Source organism: Paraflavitalea soli, assembly GCF_003555545.1.
Classification (GTDB): domain Bacteria; phylum Bacteroidota; class Bacteroidia; order Chitinophagales; family Chitinophagaceae; genus Paraflavitalea; species Paraflavitalea soli.
This window is the reverse complement of record NZ_CP032157.1, coordinates 6551595-6570597: the sequence shown is the minus strand read 5'-3', so window position 1 is coordinate 6570597 and position 19003 is coordinate 6551595. Positions and strand designations below refer to the sequence as shown.

The following is a 19003-nucleotide window of genomic DNA, read 5'->3' as shown; positions in this document are numbered from 1 at the left end:
TTTTTTTAAAAGGTTTATATCAGGCCACTTCTGACCAGGGCTGGGAGCCGGGGGCGAAGGGAAATACGTTGATCATTTTACAATTGTCGAATTGGTGGGCTCTGCGCAGCAACCGCAGGTCATTTACCATAAAGGACTCATGGAAGGTTTTCTGGGAATAGTTGAACATGGCCTTTGTGTAAATGGGTTCCGGCAGGCGGGGGGCTATGCTGAGGTGGGGCTTTGCCATGAGCCTTACCGGCGGGCAGGAGGAAGAGCGTACGAGGTCGTCCACAGCCTTTAGTTTTTGGGCCAGGTGCATAAAGGGCATGGGGTCCTGTACCCTCAAATAAATGGTGTGTGGCGGGAATCCGCTGTAATTATTAAGGGTAACAAGAAATGGGTGGTGCTGGTCACAAATACGTTGTATCCAGCGTATTAAGGTATCTTCCATGGCTTCCCTTGCCAGGAAGCTGGCCACTATAATATGCGGGCCGCTTTTGATGGCCGTTTTTTCGCGGTATTCATCATAAAACTCCTGCTTCTGCGCCAGCACTTTATCCTGTACTGCTGCATCGGGATTCACTACCAGGAGGTATTCATACAGGCCGTATTCTGCCCAACTTTGGTGTGTATTATTTTTTGCAGGTTCCATAAATAAATTTTTACCTGATCATTAATTTAGCATAAATTTACTAAATAATTTAGTAGATCAAAATTAATTTTTATGGAGGACGAGCTTTATTACAACCCTGCCTATAAGGGCTCCAAGAAATACAACCAATGGGAAGTGAAGACGGCTGATGCGACGGGATTTGGCGCTGCTGCGGATGATTATATGGAAAGAGGCATTGATCTCAATGAGCAATTGATCCATAACAAACCGGCCACTTATTTTATGCGTGTACGGGGCAATGCAATGGTGGATGCCGGTATTCATGATGGCGACATCGTTATTGTAGACCGAAGTGTGAAGGCGGTGAGCGGCAAGGTGATCATTGCGGTATTGAATGGTGAGATGCTGATACGCCGGATGGAGAAAACATTTAATAAATTAAGGCTTATACCGGAGACACCTAAGCTGGCGACTATAGAGATTGACCCTTCCTGTGACTCTTTCGAAGTATGGGGTGTAGTAACCTGGGTGATCCATGCGCCGTAAAAGAACTGTCCATGCCATTAAACCTATCCTAAGGACAGGGGCCGACTAAGAAGCGGTGAAACAAGCAGGCGAGTGAAGGGGAAAAGCACCTTATCATAACCCGGGATAAACTGTTTTACCTACACGCTTTTTGGTCGGCCCATTTTTGTAGTGCGTAGGTTTGGTTAGCGTTAAAACATAAACGGATGAAAGCAATCGTTGACTGTAACAGTTTCTATTGCTCCTGCGAAAGGCTTTTCAGGCCCGATCTCAGGAAGCGTCCAGTGGTGGTGCTCAGCAATAATGACGGTTGTATTGTGTCGCGCAGTGATGAAGCCAAAAACCTGGGTGTGCCGATGGCAGGCGCTTATTTCCAGGCACGCCCCATTATTCAACAACATAATATTGCTGTTTTCTCTTCCAATTACAATCTCTATGGTGACCTGAGCTGGCGGGTAATGGAAACCTTGCGCTCGCTTTCGCCGATGGTGGAAGTGTACTCTGTGGATGAAGCCTTCCTCGATCTTAGCCATGTACCTGTTGATGAGCTGGAAGCGGCGGCACTTCACATCCGTCATACGGTAGAGGAATGGACGGGCATTTCCGTTTCGGTAGGCGTAGCGCCTACCAAAACACTGGCTAAACTGGCCAATTATATCGCCAAGAAAAACAAAGCTGCCAGCAATTGCATTAAAGTACTGGCTACTCCTGAGCAACTGGCTCCGGCACTGCAAAGCACCCGGGTGAATAATGTGTGGGGAGTAGGCCGTGCGTTTGCCAATAAGCTCATCAACCAGGGCATTACAAGCGCCTGGGAATTGAGTACCATGCCGGAAGAATGGGCCCACCGGCATATGGGCGGCATTACGGGGGTGCGGCTGATACGGGAGCTGAAAGGCATACCCGCCATTGACCTGGAAGAACCCCTGAAGGTGAAAAAGATGATCGCTACTACGCGCATGTTTGGGGAACCGGTAGGGGATATTGGTTCTATCAAAGAAGCGGTGGCCACGTATACTACGCGGGCGGCTGAAAAACTGCGCCGGCAGCACAGTGCGGCCAAAGTAATCAGTGTATTTATTGTAAGCAAGGAACAGGATCATATGATCGACTTTCACCATGGTCCTTCTATCAGCACGCATATCACTTTGCCCATCCCTACTTCGAATACGCAGGAGCTGATCAAGCCGGCGGTGGACATGGTAGATCAGTTATTCACACGAGGCAAGGAATACAAAAAAGCAGGGGTAATGCTGAGCGGGCTGGTGCCTGATGAGTCGATACAGGGAAATTTGTTTGTATCACAGGAAAAGAACAATAACCGCTTTTTAATGGACATCTTAGACAATGTAAACTTCAGCATGCGGGGCGATATATTGAAGTTTGCCGCGGTGGGCACGGCGCGCAACTGGAAAATGCGGCAGGAACTGCACAGTTCCCGATACACCACGCGATGGGATGAGTTATTTGAGGTGCGTTAAAAGTGTAACTTGCCTTAAATAATAATTCATGCGGCTGCTATACTTTGTCCTGCTATTTGCTGCTCTTCACACTTCTGCCCAACAGCGCCCCAATATCCTGTACATTATGAGTGATGACCATGATGCGGATGCGATCAGTGCCTATAACAAAACATTAATAGCCACTCCTCATATTGACCGGCTGGCCAAAGAAGGCATGTTGTTTAAGCGGGCCTTTGTAGGCAACTCAATTTGCGGGCCTTCACGCGCCACTTTGATGACAGGCCAGCATTCGCACAAGAATGGTTTTCGCGATAACCGTGACCGGTTTGACGGCACGCGGGATAATATGGCTAAGGTAATGCAGCAGGCGGGCTATCAGACGGCTGTGATCGGCAAGTGGCACTTACAATCTTATCCTACGGGCTTTGATTTTTGGAAAATATTACCGGGGCAAGGACAATACATTAATCCGCGCATCATTAATATGGGTGGCGACACGACCACGATCAAAGGCTATGCTACGGATGTGATCACGGATGAAGCATTGAGTTGGCTGCGCCACCAGGATCCCAATAAACCTTTTCTGCTGTTGCTACACCACAAAGCGCCCCACCGGTATTTCCTGGCCCCACTTAAATACATTGAGCAATACCAGGATAAAAAATTCCCGGAGCCGGCCACTTTGTATACGGATACAGCAGGTCGTGGGAAGGCCTGGCAATTGCAAACGATGAGCATTCTGCCGGATCTAAAGCTCTCCAGCGACCTGAAAGTGGACCCCCAATATTTGATGAATATCCCGGCGCTGAAGCCGGATTCTGCAGAGGCAGCTTATTACTATGCGATCATGAACCGGATACCGGAGCCTGACCGCAGCCGCATTAAAGCGATCTACGCAAAGCGTGGTGAGATCATTCGACGGGAACAACCCAGCGGCAAGAAATTGCTGGCCTATAAATTCCAATGGTACCTGCAGGATTACCTGGCCTGTGTGGCCAGCATTGATGAGAATATTGGCCGGGTACTGGATTATCTTGACAGCGCCGGCCTTACCAGGAATACGGTGACGATATATACGAGCGACCAGGGTTTCTACCTTGGCGAAAATGGCTGGTTTGATAAACGCTGGATGTATGATGTATCGATGCAAACGCCTCTACTGGTGAGGTGGCCGGGGCATATTAAGCCAGCTTCGGTAAGCAATGCCCTGGTGCAGAATATAGACTTTGCGCCGACGATCGTATCGACTGCAGGAGTAGCTATTCCAAATTGGATGCAGGGATTGAGTTTGGTACCGGTACTTACGGGTAAGCAACCAACCTTGAACCGACCTAATCTATATTATCATTTCTACGAATACAAAGCAGACCATACGGTGTTACAGCACCTGGGCATACGGAGTGAGCGGTATAAGCTGATCTATTTCTATACGGTGAATGAGTGGGAATTTTATGATCTGCTGAAAGACCCACAAGAGCAGCATAATCTTATCCGCTCCACAGCACATCAATCGATGATCACAAAAATGAAGCAGGACCTGGTGGCGCTGCGCAAGGAATATGAGGATAACGAACCTGCAGGAGCGTTGCCCTGAGATTATTGATTACTGATTATTTATTATTGGCTGACTGGCGGTTGTAGTGCACTAATCACAGGCAGCTGGGGTTTGATCTCTTTTGGTTTGAACGCTGTAGTTCCACTTTGTTGAGGATTTTACGCCAACTACCTCTGTTTGAAACGACTTCTCCAGCAGGGTGAACCGCTTTGGAAAAGCGACCCACCCGCTGTAATTTAATCAATCAAAGAAACTTATTTGTGTGCCTCCTGCAGGTTTGGCGGGCTGGATGAATTGTGGTTTTTGCAGGTGGAGGTCGCAGGCGGGGTTGATCTTGTCAATGATATAAGCCACGAGTTCGGGACAATACATTTCCTCGGGCATGTGTATGAAAAAGTAAAGTTCTTCCAGGCCGCTGTTGATCCAGTGTATAAGGCGGTCAGCCCAGGCATCTGAGCGGGTATAGTCTGTAGGATGGAGCAGGTTGCACACAAAACGGACAAATGTTTTGGGCACGGGCAAGTGCATATGGGCGCAATCTCTTCTACCGGCAGTATCTGTGATCACTGCGCCCACATTCATTGACCGAAGGGTATCAAACAGCTCTTTTTTGATTACGGTGTCAGCAAACCATTGGGGATGTCGCACTTCAAGGAAAAAAGACAGGTCGGTAGGCAAGGAAGCCAGGTATTTGAATAAGGCATCCCGGCGATTGGGGGCATAGCTTTCGCTTACCTGCAAAAATATAGGTCCGAGGTGATCGCCAAAAGCCAATACACCTTCCAGGAAGGCGGAGGTTTGGTCGAAGACATTGTTGAAGTTGCTGTAATGGCTGATGAGTTGGGGCACTTTGGGGCAGAATTTGAAGTCCTTGCCGGCTGCTTTGGCGGCCCATTTACCAATCTCTTCCGGAGTATATATTTTATAATGGGTGGCATTGAGCTCAGCTGCGTTGAACTGTTTTATGTATTGGTCCATGTAAGCGGCTTCCTTGGTGCCTTTGGGATACACCCTGCCTATCCAGGATTTGTGACCCCAGCGGGGAACACCCATATAGACCTGTGGGCGGGCGGCTTTTTTGCCTGTAAGCACGCGGGCATTATCAGACGGTTCGGACGGAAACGTAAAATCGATGGTATTGAGCTGATCACCGGGAACCTTTCCAAAATCCATATAACTATTTTATGGCCCCAAATCTACTTATAATGTTTTAGGATACAAGTGTTTAGCTTCATCTTCCGGGATCAGGATAATGTTCAAACAATCAATTGGTTAGCATTTTTTTCGCATCTTTAAAATATACGGGGTCCTTGTGCGTCTACCTATTTATACAATGGAGAAGACCCTGACGATAACACCGGGCATGGCTGGAGAAACGAAACGCAATATCACCCAGGTCATTAATGACTACAGCAAAAGGCTGATGGGTTTTATTCGTAAGCGGGTGACCAATGAGGCAGACGCCGAGGATGTGCTGCAGGATGTGTTCTATCAGTTTGTGGGCAATACGCAGCCTATTGAACAAATGAGTGCCTGGTTGTTTACGGTAGCGCGCAACAAGATCACAGACCGGCAACGGAAGCGCAAGCCGGAGGCACTGGAAGATATTTTCCGGGATGAAGAGGGGGAAGAGTCGATCAACTGGAGTGAGTTGTTGTTTGATGCTACGAATAACCCGGAACGAGAATACCTGCGTACGTTGTTTTGGGAAGAATTGAATAGCGCCCTGGATGAGTTGCCTGCCGAGCAAAGAGATGTTTTTATCAAGCATGAGCTGGAAGGTGTTCCCTTTAAAGAATTGTCGGAGCAAACGGGTGAGACAGTGAATACGCTGATCAGCCGGAAGCGTTATGCGGTGCTCCATCTGCGAGAGCGGTTGAGTGTATTAAAAGATGAATTATTAAATTATTAACCCTATAAATGAGTGTTATGAGACATAGCAGAGGACCAAGGAGGTTCAACGAGCGAAAAGCATTCATGATACTGGCATGCGTGGTAGCGTTCATATCGCTGTTCAGCTTTATCGTGATGAAATTATGGAATGCTATTTTACCGGATGTGTTGCATGTAAGTACGATCACTTTCTGGCAGGCGATGGGCATCCTGGTATTGTCGAAGATATTGTTTGGCGGCTTTGGCGGCTGGGGACATAAAAAGCATGAATGGAAGCGGAAGCTCAATGAGAAATGGCAGGATATGACACCGGAGGAGCGCATGAAGTTTAAGGAGACTCTCCAAAATCGGTTTGGCCGCCGCTGGTGCCCTCCCGGGTATGACCGGCAGGAAACCCGTAAAGACGAAGGAGTTAAGGAGCAGCCCGGCACGGGCATGGAGTAAACGACATTCCTTATTCAACTGCTATATATGGACATCCTTGTTTTCAAGACTAACCTCCGTTACCGGAAGCATATTCACCACATTGGTTCGCACCTGGATACCCTGAAGGGTGTTATCAGATGGAATGTGGACATGCATGATAAGGACAGGATATTGCGGATCGAAGCACAAAACCTGAGTCCGCGGGTGATTGAAAATACCCTGAGCCATGCGGGGTATTCCTGTGAAGAGCTGGAGTGATAGAGCCACTATGATGGCTACAAGGTGCGCCAGCAGGGCTGGTAATTTAATGTTAGTAGTGCCGACAGTTTGTCACTTTTTTCGTAACTTTCTCTTATGTTCATAGCTCCGGTCCATAACATTTCACTCAGTGGCAGCGGCTCCTGGTCCACCAGTTGCCCACCGGTCGGTATACCCTCATATGCAGGACGCTTCGGTCTGGCCTCTCCTCAGTTGAGCTACAAAAGCACCTTTCACTTTACTGTCGGTTTACTTTAAGTTTACTTCAAGTTTACTTTCGGTTTACTCCGGAGTAAGCTGATCCATGGTTGATCCACGGCTGATATACGGCTGATATACGGCCGGTTCTCTCCCGATTCCCCGCTTTTATCTTTCCTCCCGGCGATGCAGGAGCGTTCAAAGGGTCTTCAAGAATCCGCCATAATGACAGCAATTTCCATCTACCTGATCTTTGGGAAAGTGATACCGGTGACCTTGCGGAAGATGTCGACGGCATAGAGATCGGTCATACCGGCAATGAAATCGACGACTGATTGGGTGTCTTCGTACAGTTTATCAGGCTGTCCGGTGACTACAAATTGTTTGGAGATGAGTTGTAATAATTTGAAGGATTTGGCTGAAGTGGGGGTAACCACGGCGTTAAAGAACTCTTTGAGCAGTTCTCCGATGACGTTGTAGCCGGCAATTTCAATTTCCACTACGGAGCGGTGGTTGTAAATATGGGCTACAGAGAAATCATCAATGCTTTTTATCAATTTCAGCTCCCTTTCCGGCAGGTAGTCAATCAATGCTTTTTTGACCGTACCACTGAGCAGTTCGGCTTCCTTTTGCATGAATACGGTGCTCACGCGGTTGATGAGCAGGTTGATAAGCCTTGCCCGGAGGAATTCTACTTTTTTGTTGTCATCGCTGATCTTGTTGTACGTCTCTTCCACCCGTTCACGCGCATCATATCCTTCGCCTTCATTAAAGAAAGCCAGGAAGAGGTCTTTCAGTGTATTAATGGAAATGATGTTGAGGCGATGGGCATCTTCAAAGTCTATCACCCGGTAACAAATATCGTCGGCGGCCTCCACCAGGTATACAAAGGGGTGGCGGGCATAGATGTTCTTACCAGGCTCTAGTTGTGGAATGCCCAGCTCCTGGGCGATGTGCTGATAGGTATTTATTTCGGAATCGAAGAAACCTGATTTTTTCGTAACAAGCTGCTGTTTGTTGAACCCACTGAGTGAATCGGAAGGATACTTAATAATAGAAGCCAGGGTAGCGTAGGTAAGGCGGAAACCTCCGGTGGTATTTTCGCCAAAGCTTTTGGTGAGCGTACGGAAAGCGTTGGCATTACCCTCAAAGTAGAGAAAGTCACGCTGCTGGTTGGGGGTAAGCTGGCTTTCAAAACGTTGCTTGGCCTCACCGGTCAGATCGCGGAAAAAGGTGCGGATGGCATCTTCGCCGGAATGGCCAAAAGGTGGATTGCCTATATCATGGGCCAGGCAGCCGGCTGCGATAACGGAAGGCAGCTCATATTTGTAGAACTCTTTGAAATCCTCCCCTTCATTGGGGTATTTAGCTGCCAGGGCATCCCCTACGGCCTTGCCCAGGGACCGGCCTACAGAAGCCACTTCGAGGCTATGGGTGAGACGGTTGTGTACAAAAACAGACCCTGGCAAAGGGAAAACCTGTGTTTTGTTTTGCAGACGCCGGAAAGGAGAAGAAAAGATGATGCGGTCGTAATCCCGCAGGAAGGAAGTGCGGAGGGCATCGGAGTAAGTAGTCGATTTATTTTCAGAGCCTGTACGGCGTGTGCTGTAGAGTTGCTGCCAGTTCATGCGTAAAGATAATTGGATTACGGATGTAGGATGTAGAATTTAGGATTGCTCCGCGATTTACATTCCTTGATCAAATTTCACCAATTTCCAGCTTTAGAAAGTCCATTTCCTTTATTGGTATTTCTTCATTAGCTGATAGAGTACCTTATCATCGGGGGCGGTGAGGGTACGGCCGAGGGTATCCTGCAGGAAATGCCGTCTGAATGCGCGGATTGCTGCGGTGGTGTCGGCCAGGTCATACCCTACAAGACGTAAAGCCAGCAGGTGGTCGAAGGATGGGGGTAAGGTCACGTTGGTAGTATCATCATACCATTGCCCAAACCCGCGCTGCGCCAGGCGCTGCCAGGGGAAAAATACATTGGGGTCTACTTTACGTTTGGGAGCTATATCGCTGTGCCCAATAAAATTGCTAGCAGGTATTTCGTACTTGCTTTTCAGTGTATCCAGTAATTTAAGCAGGCTTACGATCTGGGCTTCGGGAAAGAGTTCATGGCCATTATTATCCAGTTCAATGCCTATGGAGGAGGAATTGATATCTGTATTGTTACCCCATTTGCTGATACCGGCTTGCCAGGCGCGCAGGTAGTCGTTGAGCATGTGGTGAATGGTGCCATCCTCACAGATCACATAATGGGCGCTCACTTTGCTATGCTTCACGGTAAAGGTCCTGAGGGTTTGCTCGCAGGAGTTTTGCGCTGTATGGTGGATGATGACAAAGTTGGGTTGCCGCAGATTGAAGTTGACGGTGCCTACTGCATATGCTGGCGTCAGGATCGAGTCCATTGTCATGGGCAGGGGCAGGGGCTGCAGGCTTTTGGAAAGGGCTTTGGACTGTTTCTTGTAAACTTTGTTGGTACGGGCGTAAGGATTGGGAGCGCAACTGTTAATAGCTGCCATTATTGAAAGGCAGATAGCAACTATGGGCAATAGCCTGGCTATAGCTTGCATAAACGGGTAGATTTTATTACTTCCTGCGTTGGGGGGGGCCGTATCTTCTTTTGTTGTTACTGCTTTTTGAGCGGAATGATGAATGGCTTGCGCGGTAATCCGGTACGGGGCCAAGTTCCTGGGGCACCATGGCTTTTTTAACAGGCTTACCCAACAAGGCTTCAATATCGGCAAAACGCCTTTGTTCTTTTTCGCTTACGAATGTAATGGCCATACCATCGGATTCGGCTCGTGCTGTACGGCCAATACGGTGGATATAATCTTCTCCGTCGTGCGGTACATCATAATTAATAACAAGGTCGATATTGTCAATATCGATACCGCGGGACAGGATGTCGGTAGCTACCAATATAGGTGTGCGGCCGCTCTTGAAGTCCAGCAACACATTCTCCCGGTCGGACTGCTCCAGATCGGAGTGCATTTCTGCTATTTTGAAGCGGGCTCGTTGCAGTTCGCGGTTGAGTTGCTTTACATTCTGCTTGCGGGAGCAGAAAATAAGGACCATCTTGAAATGGGTATTCCGCAGAATATATTGAACGAGGGGAAGCTTTTGGGGTTCATATACGACGAATGCTTCCTGCACGATCTTTTCCGGTGGTTTGGAAATGGCAATGTTCACTTCAGCTGGGTTGTGAAGGATCTTCCTGGCCAGGGAGCGGATCTTCTCGGCCATGGTAGCGGAGAACATCAGGTTCTGGCGTTTGGCAGGCAGGTGGGATATGATCTTCATGAGATCGTCATGAAATCCCATATCGAGCATCCTGTCTGCTTCATCCAACACCAGGAACTGGAGTCCGGTGAGCTTTACATAACCCATGTTGAGGTGGGCGATAAGACGGCCGGGTGTGCAGATCACAAAATCCACTCCTTTGGAGAGGGCGTTTTTCTCGGTGGCAAAGTTCATCCCGTCGTTTCCTCCGTATACAGCAATAGAGCTGATGGAGGTAAAGTAGGACAAGCCTTCCAGGTTCTGGGCTATTTGAATGGCCAGTTCCCGGGTAGGCACGAGAACGATGCAGTTTACCTGTCCATCGTTGCTGTGCTGGAGGAGGCGGTTGATGATCGGCAGGAGGAAGGCGGCTGTTTTACCTGTTCCGGTCTGGGCGCAGGCGATGATATCGCGGCCTTGTAAAATGATGGGGATAACCTGCTCCTGAATGGGTGTAGCCACCTCATAACCAGTTGATTCTATGCTTTCCATCAAGGCAGGATCGAGTCCAAATTCTGTAAAATTCATTAAACGAGTTGAATATAAATACGATGTTATCGAGAAACCAATTCCTGTAAAGATAACATAAAAAATCCCCCTTTGTAAAAAAGGGGGATTCGGGCATTTATGCTTGAAATATTCTATCGCTTATTTAAGGACCCTTCAACGGGCTCAGGGTGACAAATATATTGATTAGTTACCACCGAGGCCACCGCCACCGCTGTTCACACGTTTGTTTTCGTCTTCTATACCAGTTTTACGCTGGCGGGCCGCTTTTACTTCATTGCTACCGAAGCGGTAAGTGAAGTTGATCTTAAACTGGCGGCTTTCCCAGTTTCCATTGGCCCTGGTATATTGGTTACCATAATCACTAACTCCTTTCCACTTCATGGTCTTGAACATATCACTTACTGCGATCTTCACAGTTCCTTTGTTCTTCAGCACAGTCTTGGATAAGCCACCGTCGAGACCACCCATGCCGATGGCTTTGAAGGTACCCTGGTAAATAGAAGGGGCAGTATAAAATCCGCTCAATTCACCTGTCCAGCCTTTGCCAAGCCGGAAAGTTTGCTGTGCGTATACATTGAAGGAAAATACGTCGAGGTCAATTTTACCCTGGGGACCTTTATCGGCTTTGTACTTGGAGTAATAGGTGTTGACATTGGCAAACACGCTGTACCACTTGTACTGGAAAGGGTAGCTGATGTTAAGGCTCACGATATCCTGCTTGGCAAGGTTTTCGGTAGTAATGTACCCTTTCGATTTTTCTGTTACGCCCAGTATCGCGGAAAAGATATCCTGCACGTGGCTATAATTCAAGGTAGTAGTGAGGGTATACTTGTATACGTGCGTGATACCGAAGCTGTTGGTATACTGGGGTGTAAGGTTGGTATTTCCTTTTTGATAAGTATACTCATCGAGCCTGAATTCGAAGGGGTTCAGATTTTGGTAAGCCGGGCGGTCAATACGACGGCTGTAGGTGAGCGTCCACTGGCTCATCGGTTTCTTGTTGAAAGTAACGGCTGCACTGGGGAAGAAGTCTGTATAGTTGCGTTTGAAAGTAGAATCAAAAGGTTCATATACATTGGTGGTCTGATTCAATTTCAATCCTACAGAAGTACCCTTGGCATTGGTGTTTTCAGTACGCAGGCCCAACTGTACCATTACGCCTTTAAATGGCCTGTTGTAGTTTACGTACAGGGCATTGATATTTTCCTTGTAATCGAAATCATTACTGCGTCCTTTATCGATCTCCTTACCGGTATTGTACACATTATAAGTAGCAAAATCATTGGCTGTTTCTACATAGGAGACCTTACCTCCTATGCCAAGACGGCCTTTCTTAAAATTCTGCTCGTAGTCTGTTTTGAAACTGTAGAGATCGATATCGGAAGGCGCCACCATATTATAAATACGCTCTGAAATAATGGATGTCTCGGAGGGATTATAATAGGTATTGGGCTGCATCTGATCGTTCTTGATGCGGTACAGGCCATAGTCGGCATCCATGCTCAACTCACGACCAGCAGTATCGGCATAACGATAGTTGAGGTTGAAGTTGGCATTATCCCTTTTGGAATCACTGGTATTGTTGGCCACCAGTATCCTATCCACCGTATTGGTAGGAATGTAGCTGATGGGCGTACGGCTGAAGTTGTCGAAGCCACTTTTAGTGAGGTTACCATTGATCATTACACCAATGGTGCTCCTTTTGTTGAGCGACATATCGGCGCCCACTTTGAAAGCATGGCTTTCGTTGCGCATATTCATTTTGGTAGCACCATCAAAAAGGGTGTCTTTAATACCATCTGCCGGGTTAGTTACATCTACTGCCCTGTACAGCCACATATTGTTCCTGTTATCGCTGTTGTTGTAATTGTAATTACCATACAGGTTCACGAACTTGTTGCGGTTGTTCAAAGAAATACCCGCATTGTATTTGGGGAATGTACCGATGGCATAACCGCCATTGATTGATCCATTTGTTCCGTAAGACTTATTCTTCTTCAACTTGATATTGATAATACCGGCATTACCTGCTGCATCATATTTGGCAGAAGGATTGGTAATGATCTCAACGGCTTCAATAGAAGCAGACTGGATGGTCTTGAGGTAATCGGAAAGGTCTTTACCTGACAAAGGTGTAGGGCGGCCATCGATGTATACCTGTACACCATTCTTGCCGCTCAGGCTGAGGTTGTCATCTTTATCTACCAACACGCCAGGTGCTTTACGTAATAGTTCCAGGGCATCCTGACCTACAGCATTTACGCTATTCTCTACGTTGAGGATGGTTTTATCAGCCTTTACTTCAATAACCGGCTTACGGTAGGCAACTGTTACTTCTTTGAGGTTACCAGATTGTTTTGCTAAAGAAAAATCGGGGCCTTTGGCATCGCCGCTTCCACTGTATTCAAAGGAGGGGGAGTTTTTAGCTTCATGGCCAATGAATGACACATTAACAAAATACTGGCCGGAATTGACACCTGTAAAACTGTACTGACCGGAGCTGTTGGTCACGCCTAATTTTACGGTGGCGGAGTCTTTTACTTTTTTAAGTGCTACGGTAGCACCAGACAGGTTCTTTCCCTGATCATCTTTGACAGTACCGGTTATATTCTGCGCCTGGGTGAGGACAGCACATAACATTAGCAGTAAAGTCAATAAGGTCAACTTTCTCATGGCTATTTTTATTTTCAAATTTGGTCGGCAAAGCTATCCGGATGTTACAGTTTTGTGACAATCTATACACCAACGGTAGATTTCACCCACGAATGGCAAAGGGTGTTTCGACATTGTTCTTGTTTTTAACAACTTACACATATAATATAATTACGCAGGAAACGAAAGCTATCTCAATAGTTTATTAGCAGGATAAGTGTACTGGTTGATGCCCTATCCGGTGGTATCGTTTTTGAAACTATTCTTGGGTAAAACATTCATTTTCTAACTTAAAATATTCGTATGGGAAGCTTAAGCGGTAAAAGAGTAGCCATTCTTACGGAGAACGGCTTTGAAGAAGTGGAATTAACCAGTCCTAAAAAGGCGCTGGAGGCGGCGGGCGCCAGGGTGGACATTGTTTCCCCGCAAAAAGAAAAAGTAAAAGGCTGGGACCATGATCACTGGTCTATTGATATACCGGTAAATGTGCCTGTTGAAAAAGCAAAAGCAGAGGATTATGATGCCCTGATGATACCGGGTGGGGTGATCAATCCCGATCAAATGCGGGTGAACAAACACTGTGTGGAATTTGCACAACAGTTCCTTGAACTGGGTAAACCGGTAGCGGCCATTTGCCACGGACCTCAATTGCTGATTGAAACAGGCATGATCGAAGGCCGTAATATGACCTCCTACCCCTCGATTAAAACTGACCTGCAAAATGCCGGCGTGATCTGGGTAGACAAAGAAGTGGTAACAGATAATGGACTGGTTACCAGCCGAAGCCCTAAAGACCTGGAAGCATTTAATAAAAAGATGATCGAAGAGATCAAGGAAGGTCAGCACGCTCCGGCAGCCTATACGCCGGGACCGCGTCATTAATTCAGTGCATGAATATAAGGAAGCCGTGGTTGGTAACAACTACGGCTTTTCGGTTTTATTACTCCAACCTTACGGGATCATAAAAAGGTTTGATGCGTGCATTGACAAAGGCTCCGGAAGAGCCCCCCATCCTGACTTCGGTCTTGTAATCTTCCCATACTTCGGGCCGTACGTGGAGGTAATGATATATCTTGCCACCGGTGAATTCTACTTCCAGCACCTCTGAAACCGGGGAATAATTGAGGGAGATGGTGGTTTCGGAGCCGGGTGTGTAGATCTTGTTTTTGTTGGTGAGCCGTTTGCGTCTCATTTGTATCATGGCTGGAATTTGAGCGATTATTATGATGGGTTTGCTATCCTTTCCCGGTAGTCCTTCTCTCCGATTAGCTATACTAAAATTTTATGCCCGGGTGGAGGGAATTCACGGAGAATCGCCTGGTCCGATTCAGCCTGGCGGGGCTTTTGCAGGTATATGGGGAAACATTCGAAACATGCCTGAAGGTCCGAGTATGGTGATCCTCAAAGAAGAGGTGCGCGCTTTCAAAGGGAAGAAGATCCTGGCGGCGAGTGGTAACAGTAAGATCGATATTCCTGCATTGGTGAACCAGCGGGTGGTGGATTTCAAAACCTGGGGAAAGCATTTCCTGATCTGCCTGCCCAAACTCACTCTTCGTGTTCACTTCCTTCTTTTTGGCAAACATAGTATTAATGAAACAAGACAAGGTAAACCCCGTCTTGCACTCACCTTTACTAATGGTTCCCTCTATTTTTATTCCTGTAGCATTAAAGAAATTCACGAAAACCTGGATGATGTGTATGACTGGAGCGTGGATGTAATGAATGCACATTGGGATGGCGCAGCGGCCCGGAAGAAACTAAAAGCGCATCCGGAAATGCTTATCTGTGATGCGTTGCTGGATCAAACCATCTTTGCCGGGGCCGGTAATATTTTCAAGAATGAAGTATTGTTCCGCACGCGGGTTCATCCTAAAAGCCTTGTTGGCAATATTCCTCCCCGCAAGCTTACGGAGATAGTAAAACAGGTACATTTATATGCATTTGATTTCCTCAAATGGAAGAAAGCATTTGTGTTGAAGAAGCATTGGGAGGCACACGCGAAAAAGATATGTCCGCGGGATAATATACCCTTCCATAAAGAATACCTGGGCAAAACGAAACGGCGGAGTTTCTTTTGTGATCAATGTCAGGTGTTATACAAATGAATAGCTTATCTGGATGTCCACCTCTGGTATCACAATTTGTGATACCACACTTGATTACATATTCCTGCGGTACTGCCCACCTACCTGGTACAAGGCATTAGTGATCTGACCCAGGGAACAATACTTTACTGTTTCCATTAACTCGGCAAACAGGTTACCATTATTAATAGCTACGGACTTTAGCCTGTCGAGCATTTCCGCGCACTTGTGTTCATTGCGCTTTTGAAAGGCCAGCAGGTTTTGTATCTGTTGTTCTTTTTCTTCGGTCGTACTTCTTATCACTTCCTGTGGAATGATGGTAGGGCTTCCTTTTTTATTGAGGAAGGTATTGACGCCTACGATCGGCAATTCGCCATTGTGTTTGAGGCTTTCATAATAGAGGCTTTCTTCCTGTATCTTATTCCGCTGGTACATACGCTCCATAGCGCCAAGTACTCCACCACGATCGGTAAGACGATCAAATTCTGTAAGTACGGCTTCTTCTACCAGGTCGGTAAGTTCTTCTATGAGGAAAGAGCCTTGTATAAAGTTTTCGGTTTTGGCGGTACCTAATTCACGGTTGATGATGAGCTGAATGGCCATGGCCCGGCGAACGCTTTCTTCGGTAGGGGTGGTAATGGCTTCATCATAAGCATTCGTGTGCAAGCTATTGCAATTATCATAGATGGCATACAGGGCCTGCAGGGTAGTACGTATATCGTTGAAGTCAATTTCCTGCGCGTGCAAACTTCTTCCGGAAGTCTGGATATGGTATTTCAGTTTCTGTGAGCGGTCATTGCCCTTATATTTATCCTTCATGGCTTTGGCCCAGATGCGCCTGGCCACGCGACCTATCACGCTGTACTCTGCGTCCATTCCATTGCTGAAGAAGAAAGACAGGTTGGGGGCAAAATCATCAATGTGCATGCCACGGCTGAGGTAGTATTCCACATAGGTAAACCCATTGGAGAGGGTAAATGCCAACTGGGTAATAGGATTAGCACCGGCTTCGGCGATGTGGTAACCGCTGATGCTCACACTATAGAAATTGCGCACCTTCTGCTCGATAAAATATTGTTGTACATCGCCCATCAATTTGAGGGCAAACTCGGTACTGAAGATGCAGGTGTTCTGGGCCTGGTCCTCTTTGAGGATATCTGCCTGTACGGTACCACGCACCTGTGTTAATGCATCTTCCTTTAGTTTGGCATAGACATCGGCAGGCAATACCTCATCGCCACTCATACCCAACAATTGCAATCCCAGTCCGTTATTCCCTTCGGGAAGGCGCTCGGGGGAGGCGGGATTATAATAACCAGGTTTGGAAACCTGCTTGTATTTAGCAGCGATCTTTTTGTTGACAGCTTCCCATTGTCCGTTGGCTTCGATCCATTTTTCACACCGCTGATCAATTGCGGCATTCATGAAGAAAGCTAACAGGATAGGCGCAGGGCCATTGATGGTCATACTCACGGAGGTTTTCGGATCGCAGAGATCGAAACCGCTGTAGAGTTTTTTAGCATCATCAACGGTAGCGATGCTTACACCACTGTTACCTACTTTGCCATAGATATCGGGTCGATGGGCCGGATCTTCGCCGTAGAGTGTTACACTGTCGAAGGCAGTAGACAAGCGTTTGGCCGGCTGATCTACGGACACATAGTGAAATCGTTTGTTGGTACGTTCGGGACCACCTTCTCCGGCAAACATGCGGGTAGGATCTTCGCCCTGGCGTTTCAATTCAAACACACCGGCTGTATAGGGAAATTCACCGGGCAGGTTTTCCTGCAATTGCCAGCGCAGTATATCGCCCCAGTCTTTGAATTTGGGCAACACTACTTTGGGAATACGGGTGCCGCTCAGGGTTTTGGTAGTGAGTGGTTGTTTGATCACTTTATCGCGCACCTGATACTCAAAAAAGTCGGCCTTGTATTTCTTTACAATAGATGGCCATTGGTCGATGAGTTGTTTGCAGGTGGGGTTGAGCTTTGCTTCAAAGTCTTTTTTTAGTTGCTCCAGGTCTTTGGTATAGGGGGCATCAGGGCCGCCAGCCTCCATTACGCCCTGTACCTGGTACAGGCGTGATGCAATGGCTGCCTGCTCCTGTACCCAACTATCATAGGCCCGGCTGGCTTCAGCTATCTCCGACAAATAGCGAACGCGCTTGGGTGGAATGATCTGGCTTTTGGTGCTGGTGTCTTTGGTATGGGGGTGTACGGTAATAGCACCAAACTCCACACCGGTTTTCTTTTTCACGCCTACCATCAGTTTCTCAAACAATTCATTTACACCGGCATCATTGAACTGGGCTGCGATGGTGCCAATGACGGGTATTTCCTCATCCTTTGCCATGAAGAGGTTGTGGTTGCGCTTGTATTGCTTGCGCACATCATGCAGGGCATCGAGGGCGCCTGCTTTATCAAACTTATTGATGCAGATCACATCTGCATAATCGAGCATGTTGATCTTTTCCAATTGGGAAGCAGCGCCGTATTCCGGCGTCATCACATACAAGCTCAGGTCGCAATAGTCCAGGATGCTTACATCGCTTTGTCCTACCCCGGCACTTTCGAGAATAATGAAATCAAAACCAGCGGCTTTGCAGATGTTCACAGCATCGAGTACATATTTACTAAGGGCCACATCGCTTTCACGGGTAGCGAGGGAGCGCATATAGGCACGGGGTGAGTGGATGCTGTTCATCCGGATACGATCGCCCAATAAGGCGCCACCGGTTTTCTTGCGGGAGGGATCGACAGATACTACCGCAATGGTCTTATCAGTAAAGGCATTGAGGTAGCGACGTACAATTTCATCGGTAACGGATGATTTACCGGCACCGCCGGTACCGGTAATCCCGAGAACGGGCGGATTACCAGCCGCCATAGTAACAGGCGCCTCTTTCTCATTGCTCTTGTTGTTCTCGGCATTGGAAATGCTACGGGCTATACGACGTATATCTTTCCATTCGCCCAATTTCATCTCGGTATTAAAATTAGCAGGGTTGCCATTCACGGGGAAGTCGCACATTTTAACGACCTCTTCAATCATTCCTTCCAGGCCCAGTTTGCGGCCATCATCGGGACTGTAAATTTTGGTAATGCCGTAGTGGTGGAGCTCTTCGATCTCCTGGGGCAGGATGGTACCACCACCTCCTCCGAATATTTTAATATGACCACAGCCGTTTTCATCGAGCAGGTCTTTCATGTATTTGAAGAACTCAACATGGCCACCCTGGTAGCTGGTGATGGCAATGCCCTGTGCATCTTCTTCGATAGCGCATTCTACGATTTCAGCAACAGAGCGGTTGTGACCGAGGTGAATGATCTCAGCGCCTTTGGCTTGCATAATGCGGCGCATAATATTAATGGCAGCATCATGCCCGTCGAACAGGGAGGCTGCTGTAACAATACGAACGGTATTGGCAGTAAAACTCATAACATGTAGGAATTACGATCCAGCGGCGAAGTTAGTTCAAAAAGCTAATGAGTGTTAGTATTTAACGATTTGATTTCCTAATCGGCTAAAAAGGAGTAGCTTAGGTGGATAAAAGGTATAA

Annotated in this window: 16 protein-coding genes; 8 read left to right on the top strand and 8 right to left on the bottom strand. The window is 47.4% G+C overall.

Translation table 11 applies throughout. The features are described from left to right. Positions 1 to 19: 19 nt before the first annotated feature. Positions 20 to 634: a 2'-5' RNA ligase family protein gene (locus D3H65_RS25165; RefSeq protein WP_119052950.1), complete on the bottom strand. Its 615-nt coding sequence runs from the start codon at positions 632 to 634 to the stop codon at positions 20 to 22. A 72-nt stretch (positions 635 to 706) separates the two neighbouring features. Here D3H65_RS25165 and D3H65_RS25160 point away from each other — a divergent pair, with 72 nt between their 5' ends. The 3 genes from D3H65_RS25160 (at position 707) to D3H65_RS25150 (ending at position 4177) form a co-directional block, all read left to right on the top strand. Further along, on the top strand, positions 707 to 1141 hold the full coding sequence (locus D3H65_RS25160) for a LexA family protein (RefSeq protein WP_119052949.1): 435 nt from the start codon (positions 707 to 709) through the stop codon (positions 1139 to 1141). Positions 1142 to 1326: 185 nt separating this feature from the next. Continuing rightward, positions 1327 to 2601, top strand: a complete 1275-nt coding sequence (locus D3H65_RS25155) for a Y-family DNA polymerase (RefSeq protein ID WP_119052948.1) — start codon at positions 1327 to 1329, stop codon at positions 2599 to 2601. 28 nt (positions 2602 to 2629) lie between these two features. Next, positions 2630 to 4177 (top strand): sulfatase family protein, encoded by a 1548-nt coding sequence (locus D3H65_RS25150; RefSeq protein ID WP_119052947.1) that lies wholly within the window; start codon positions 2630 to 2632, stop codon positions 4175 to 4177. A gap of 201 nt (positions 4178 to 4378) precedes the next feature. Here the strand turns inward: D3H65_RS25150 and D3H65_RS25145 are convergent, their stop codons facing one another. Continuing rightward, positions 4379 to 5311 carry a DUF72 domain-containing protein gene (locus tag D3H65_RS25145; protein ID WP_119052946.1) on the bottom strand — a complete coding sequence of 311 codons (933 nt, stop codon included), beginning with the start codon at positions 5309 to 5311 and terminating at the stop codon, positions 4379 to 4381. Positions 5312 to 5471: 160 nt separating this feature from the next. On the opposite strand from D3H65_RS25145, the gene D3H65_RS25140 reads away from it, so the two are divergent. The 3 genes from D3H65_RS25140 to D3H65_RS25130 are packed head-to-tail and all read left to right on the top strand — an operon-like array spanning position 5472 to position 6715. After that, the gene (locus tag D3H65_RS25140; RefSeq protein WP_119052945.1) at positions 5472 to 6050 is read left to right on the top strand and encodes an RNA polymerase sigma factor; all 579 of its coding nucleotides are present in this window, start codon (positions 5472 to 5474) and stop codon (positions 6048 to 6050) included. A 17-nt stretch (positions 6051 to 6067) separates the two neighbouring features. Continuing rightward, entirely contained in the window at positions 6068 to 6475 is a 408-nt protein-coding gene (locus tag D3H65_RS25135) for a hypothetical protein (protein WP_211345549.1), read from the top strand. A 27-nt stretch (positions 6476 to 6502) separates the two neighbouring features. Continuing rightward, positions 6503 to 6715 carry a hypothetical protein gene (locus D3H65_RS25130; RefSeq protein ID WP_119052944.1) on the top strand — a complete coding sequence of 71 codons (213 nt, stop codon included), beginning with the start codon at positions 6503 to 6505 and terminating at the stop codon, positions 6713 to 6715. A gap of 440 nt (positions 6716 to 7155) precedes the next feature. On the opposite strand, the gene D3H65_RS25125 is transcribed toward D3H65_RS25130, so the two are convergent. The 4 genes from D3H65_RS25125 to D3H65_RS25110 all read right to left on the bottom strand — a co-directional run bounded on the left by D3H65_RS25125 (position 7156) and on the right by D3H65_RS25110 (position 13381). Continuing rightward, positions 7156 to 8541: a deoxyguanosinetriphosphate triphosphohydrolase gene (locus tag D3H65_RS25125; RefSeq protein ID WP_119052943.1), complete on the bottom strand. Its 1386-nt coding sequence runs from the start codon at positions 8539 to 8541 to the stop codon at positions 7156 to 7158. 111 nt (positions 8542 to 8652) lie between these two features. Continuing rightward, positions 8653 to 9489 carry an N-acetylmuramoyl-L-alanine amidase gene (locus tag D3H65_RS25120; RefSeq protein ID WP_119052942.1) on the bottom strand — a complete coding sequence of 279 codons (837 nt, stop codon included), beginning with the start codon at positions 9487 to 9489 and terminating at the stop codon, positions 8653 to 8655. Between the two features lie 16 nt (positions 9490 to 9505). After that, the gene (locus D3H65_RS25115) at positions 9506 to 10726 is read right to left on the bottom strand and encodes a DEAD/DEAH box helicase (protein WP_119052941.1); all 1221 of its coding nucleotides are present in this window, start codon (positions 10724 to 10726) and stop codon (positions 9506 to 9508) included. 165 nt (positions 10727 to 10891) lie between these two features. Then, positions 10892 to 13381 carry a TonB-dependent receptor gene (locus tag D3H65_RS25110; RefSeq protein WP_245999585.1) on the bottom strand — a complete coding sequence of 830 codons (2490 nt, stop codon included), beginning with the start codon at positions 13379 to 13381 and terminating at the stop codon, positions 10892 to 10894. A 282-nt stretch (positions 13382 to 13663) separates the two neighbouring features. Here D3H65_RS25110 and D3H65_RS25105 point away from each other — a divergent pair, with 282 nt between their 5' ends. After that, on the top strand, positions 13664 to 14242 hold the full coding sequence (locus tag D3H65_RS25105; RefSeq protein WP_119052939.1) for a type 1 glutamine amidotransferase domain-containing protein: 579 nt from the start codon (positions 13664 to 13666) through the stop codon (positions 14240 to 14242). A 58-nt stretch (positions 14243 to 14300) separates the two neighbouring features. Here D3H65_RS25105 and D3H65_RS25100 read toward each other — a convergent pair whose 3' ends face one another. Next, the gene (locus tag D3H65_RS25100; RefSeq protein WP_119052938.1) at positions 14301 to 14561 is read right to left on the bottom strand and encodes a KTSC domain-containing protein; all 261 of its coding nucleotides are present in this window, start codon (positions 14559 to 14561) and stop codon (positions 14301 to 14303) included. A gap of 172 nt (positions 14562 to 14733) precedes the next feature. On the opposite strand from D3H65_RS25100, the gene D3H65_RS25095 reads away from it, so the two are divergent. After that, the gene (locus tag D3H65_RS25095; RefSeq protein WP_119052937.1) at positions 14734 to 15465 is read left to right on the top strand and encodes an endonuclease; all 732 of its coding nucleotides are present in this window, start codon (positions 14734 to 14736) and stop codon (positions 15463 to 15465) included. A 54-nt stretch (positions 15466 to 15519) separates the two neighbouring features. On the opposite strand, the gene D3H65_RS25090 is transcribed toward D3H65_RS25095, so the two are convergent. Then, complete coding sequence (locus D3H65_RS25090; protein ID WP_119052936.1) at positions 15520 to 18882, bottom strand: methylmalonyl-CoA mutase family protein; 3363 nt, start codon at positions 18880 to 18882, stop codon at positions 15520 to 15522. Positions 18883 to 19003: the final 121 nt, after the last annotated feature.

What these genes read in the sequence shown, in the direction of transcription:
- D3H65_RS25145 (WP_119052946.1), bottom strand. Translation starts at nt 5,311, where the DNA reads ATGGATTTTGGAAAGGTTCCCGGTGATCAGCTCAATACCATCGATTTT.
- D3H65_RS25130 (WP_119052944.1), top strand. Translation starts at nt 6,503, where the DNA reads ATGGACATCCTTGTTTTCAAGACTAACCTCCGTTACCGGAAGCATATT.
- D3H65_RS25100 (WP_119052938.1), bottom strand. Translation starts at nt 14,561, where the DNA reads ATGATACAAATGAGACGCAAACGGCTCACCAACAAAAACAAGATCTAC.
- D3H65_RS25155 (WP_119052948.1), top strand. Translation starts at nt 1,327, where the DNA reads ATGAAAGCAATCGTTGACTGTAACAGTTTCTATTGCTCCTGCGAAAGG.
- D3H65_RS25105 (WP_119052939.1), top strand. Translation starts at nt 13,664, where the DNA reads ATGGGAAGCTTAAGCGGTAAAAGAGTAGCCATTCTTACGGAGAACGGC.
- D3H65_RS25095 (WP_119052937.1), top strand. Translation starts at nt 14,734, where the DNA reads ATGCCTGAAGGTCCGAGTATGGTGATCCTCAAAGAAGAGGTGCGCGCT.
- D3H65_RS25140 (WP_119052945.1), top strand. Translation starts at nt 5,472, where the DNA reads ATGGAGAAGACCCTGACGATAACACCGGGCATGGCTGGAGAAACGAAA.
- D3H65_RS25110 (WP_245999585.1), bottom strand. Translation starts at nt 13,381, where the DNA reads ATGAGAAAGTTGACCTTATTGACTTTACTGCTAATGTTATGTGCTGTC.
- D3H65_RS25160 (WP_119052949.1), top strand. Translation starts at nt 707, where the DNA reads ATGGAGGACGAGCTTTATTACAACCCTGCCTATAAGGGCTCCAAGAAA.
- D3H65_RS25120 (WP_119052942.1), bottom strand. Translation starts at nt 9,489, where the DNA reads ATGCAAGCTATAGCCAGGCTATTGCCCATAGTTGCTATCTGCCTTTCA.
- D3H65_RS25125 (WP_119052943.1), bottom strand. Translation starts at nt 8,541, where the DNA reads ATGAACTGGCAGCAACTCTACAGCACACGCCGTACAGGCTCTGAAAAT.
- D3H65_RS25090 (WP_119052936.1), bottom strand. Translation starts at nt 18,882, where the DNA reads ATGAGTTTTACTGCCAATACCGTTCGTATTGTTACAGCAGCCTCCCTG.
- D3H65_RS25150 (WP_119052947.1), top strand. Translation starts at nt 2,630, where the DNA reads ATGCGGCTGCTATACTTTGTCCTGCTATTTGCTGCTCTTCACACTTCT.
- D3H65_RS25165 (WP_119052950.1), bottom strand. Translation starts at nt 634, where the DNA reads ATGGAACCTGCAAAAAATAATACACACCAAAGTTGGGCAGAATACGGC.
- D3H65_RS25115 (WP_119052941.1), bottom strand. Translation starts at nt 10,726, where the DNA reads ATGAATTTTACAGAATTTGGACTCGATCCTGCCTTGATGGAAAGCATA.
- D3H65_RS25135 (WP_211345549.1), top strand. Translation starts at nt 6,068, where the DNA reads ATGAGACATAGCAGAGGACCAAGGAGGTTCAACGAGCGAAAAGCATTC.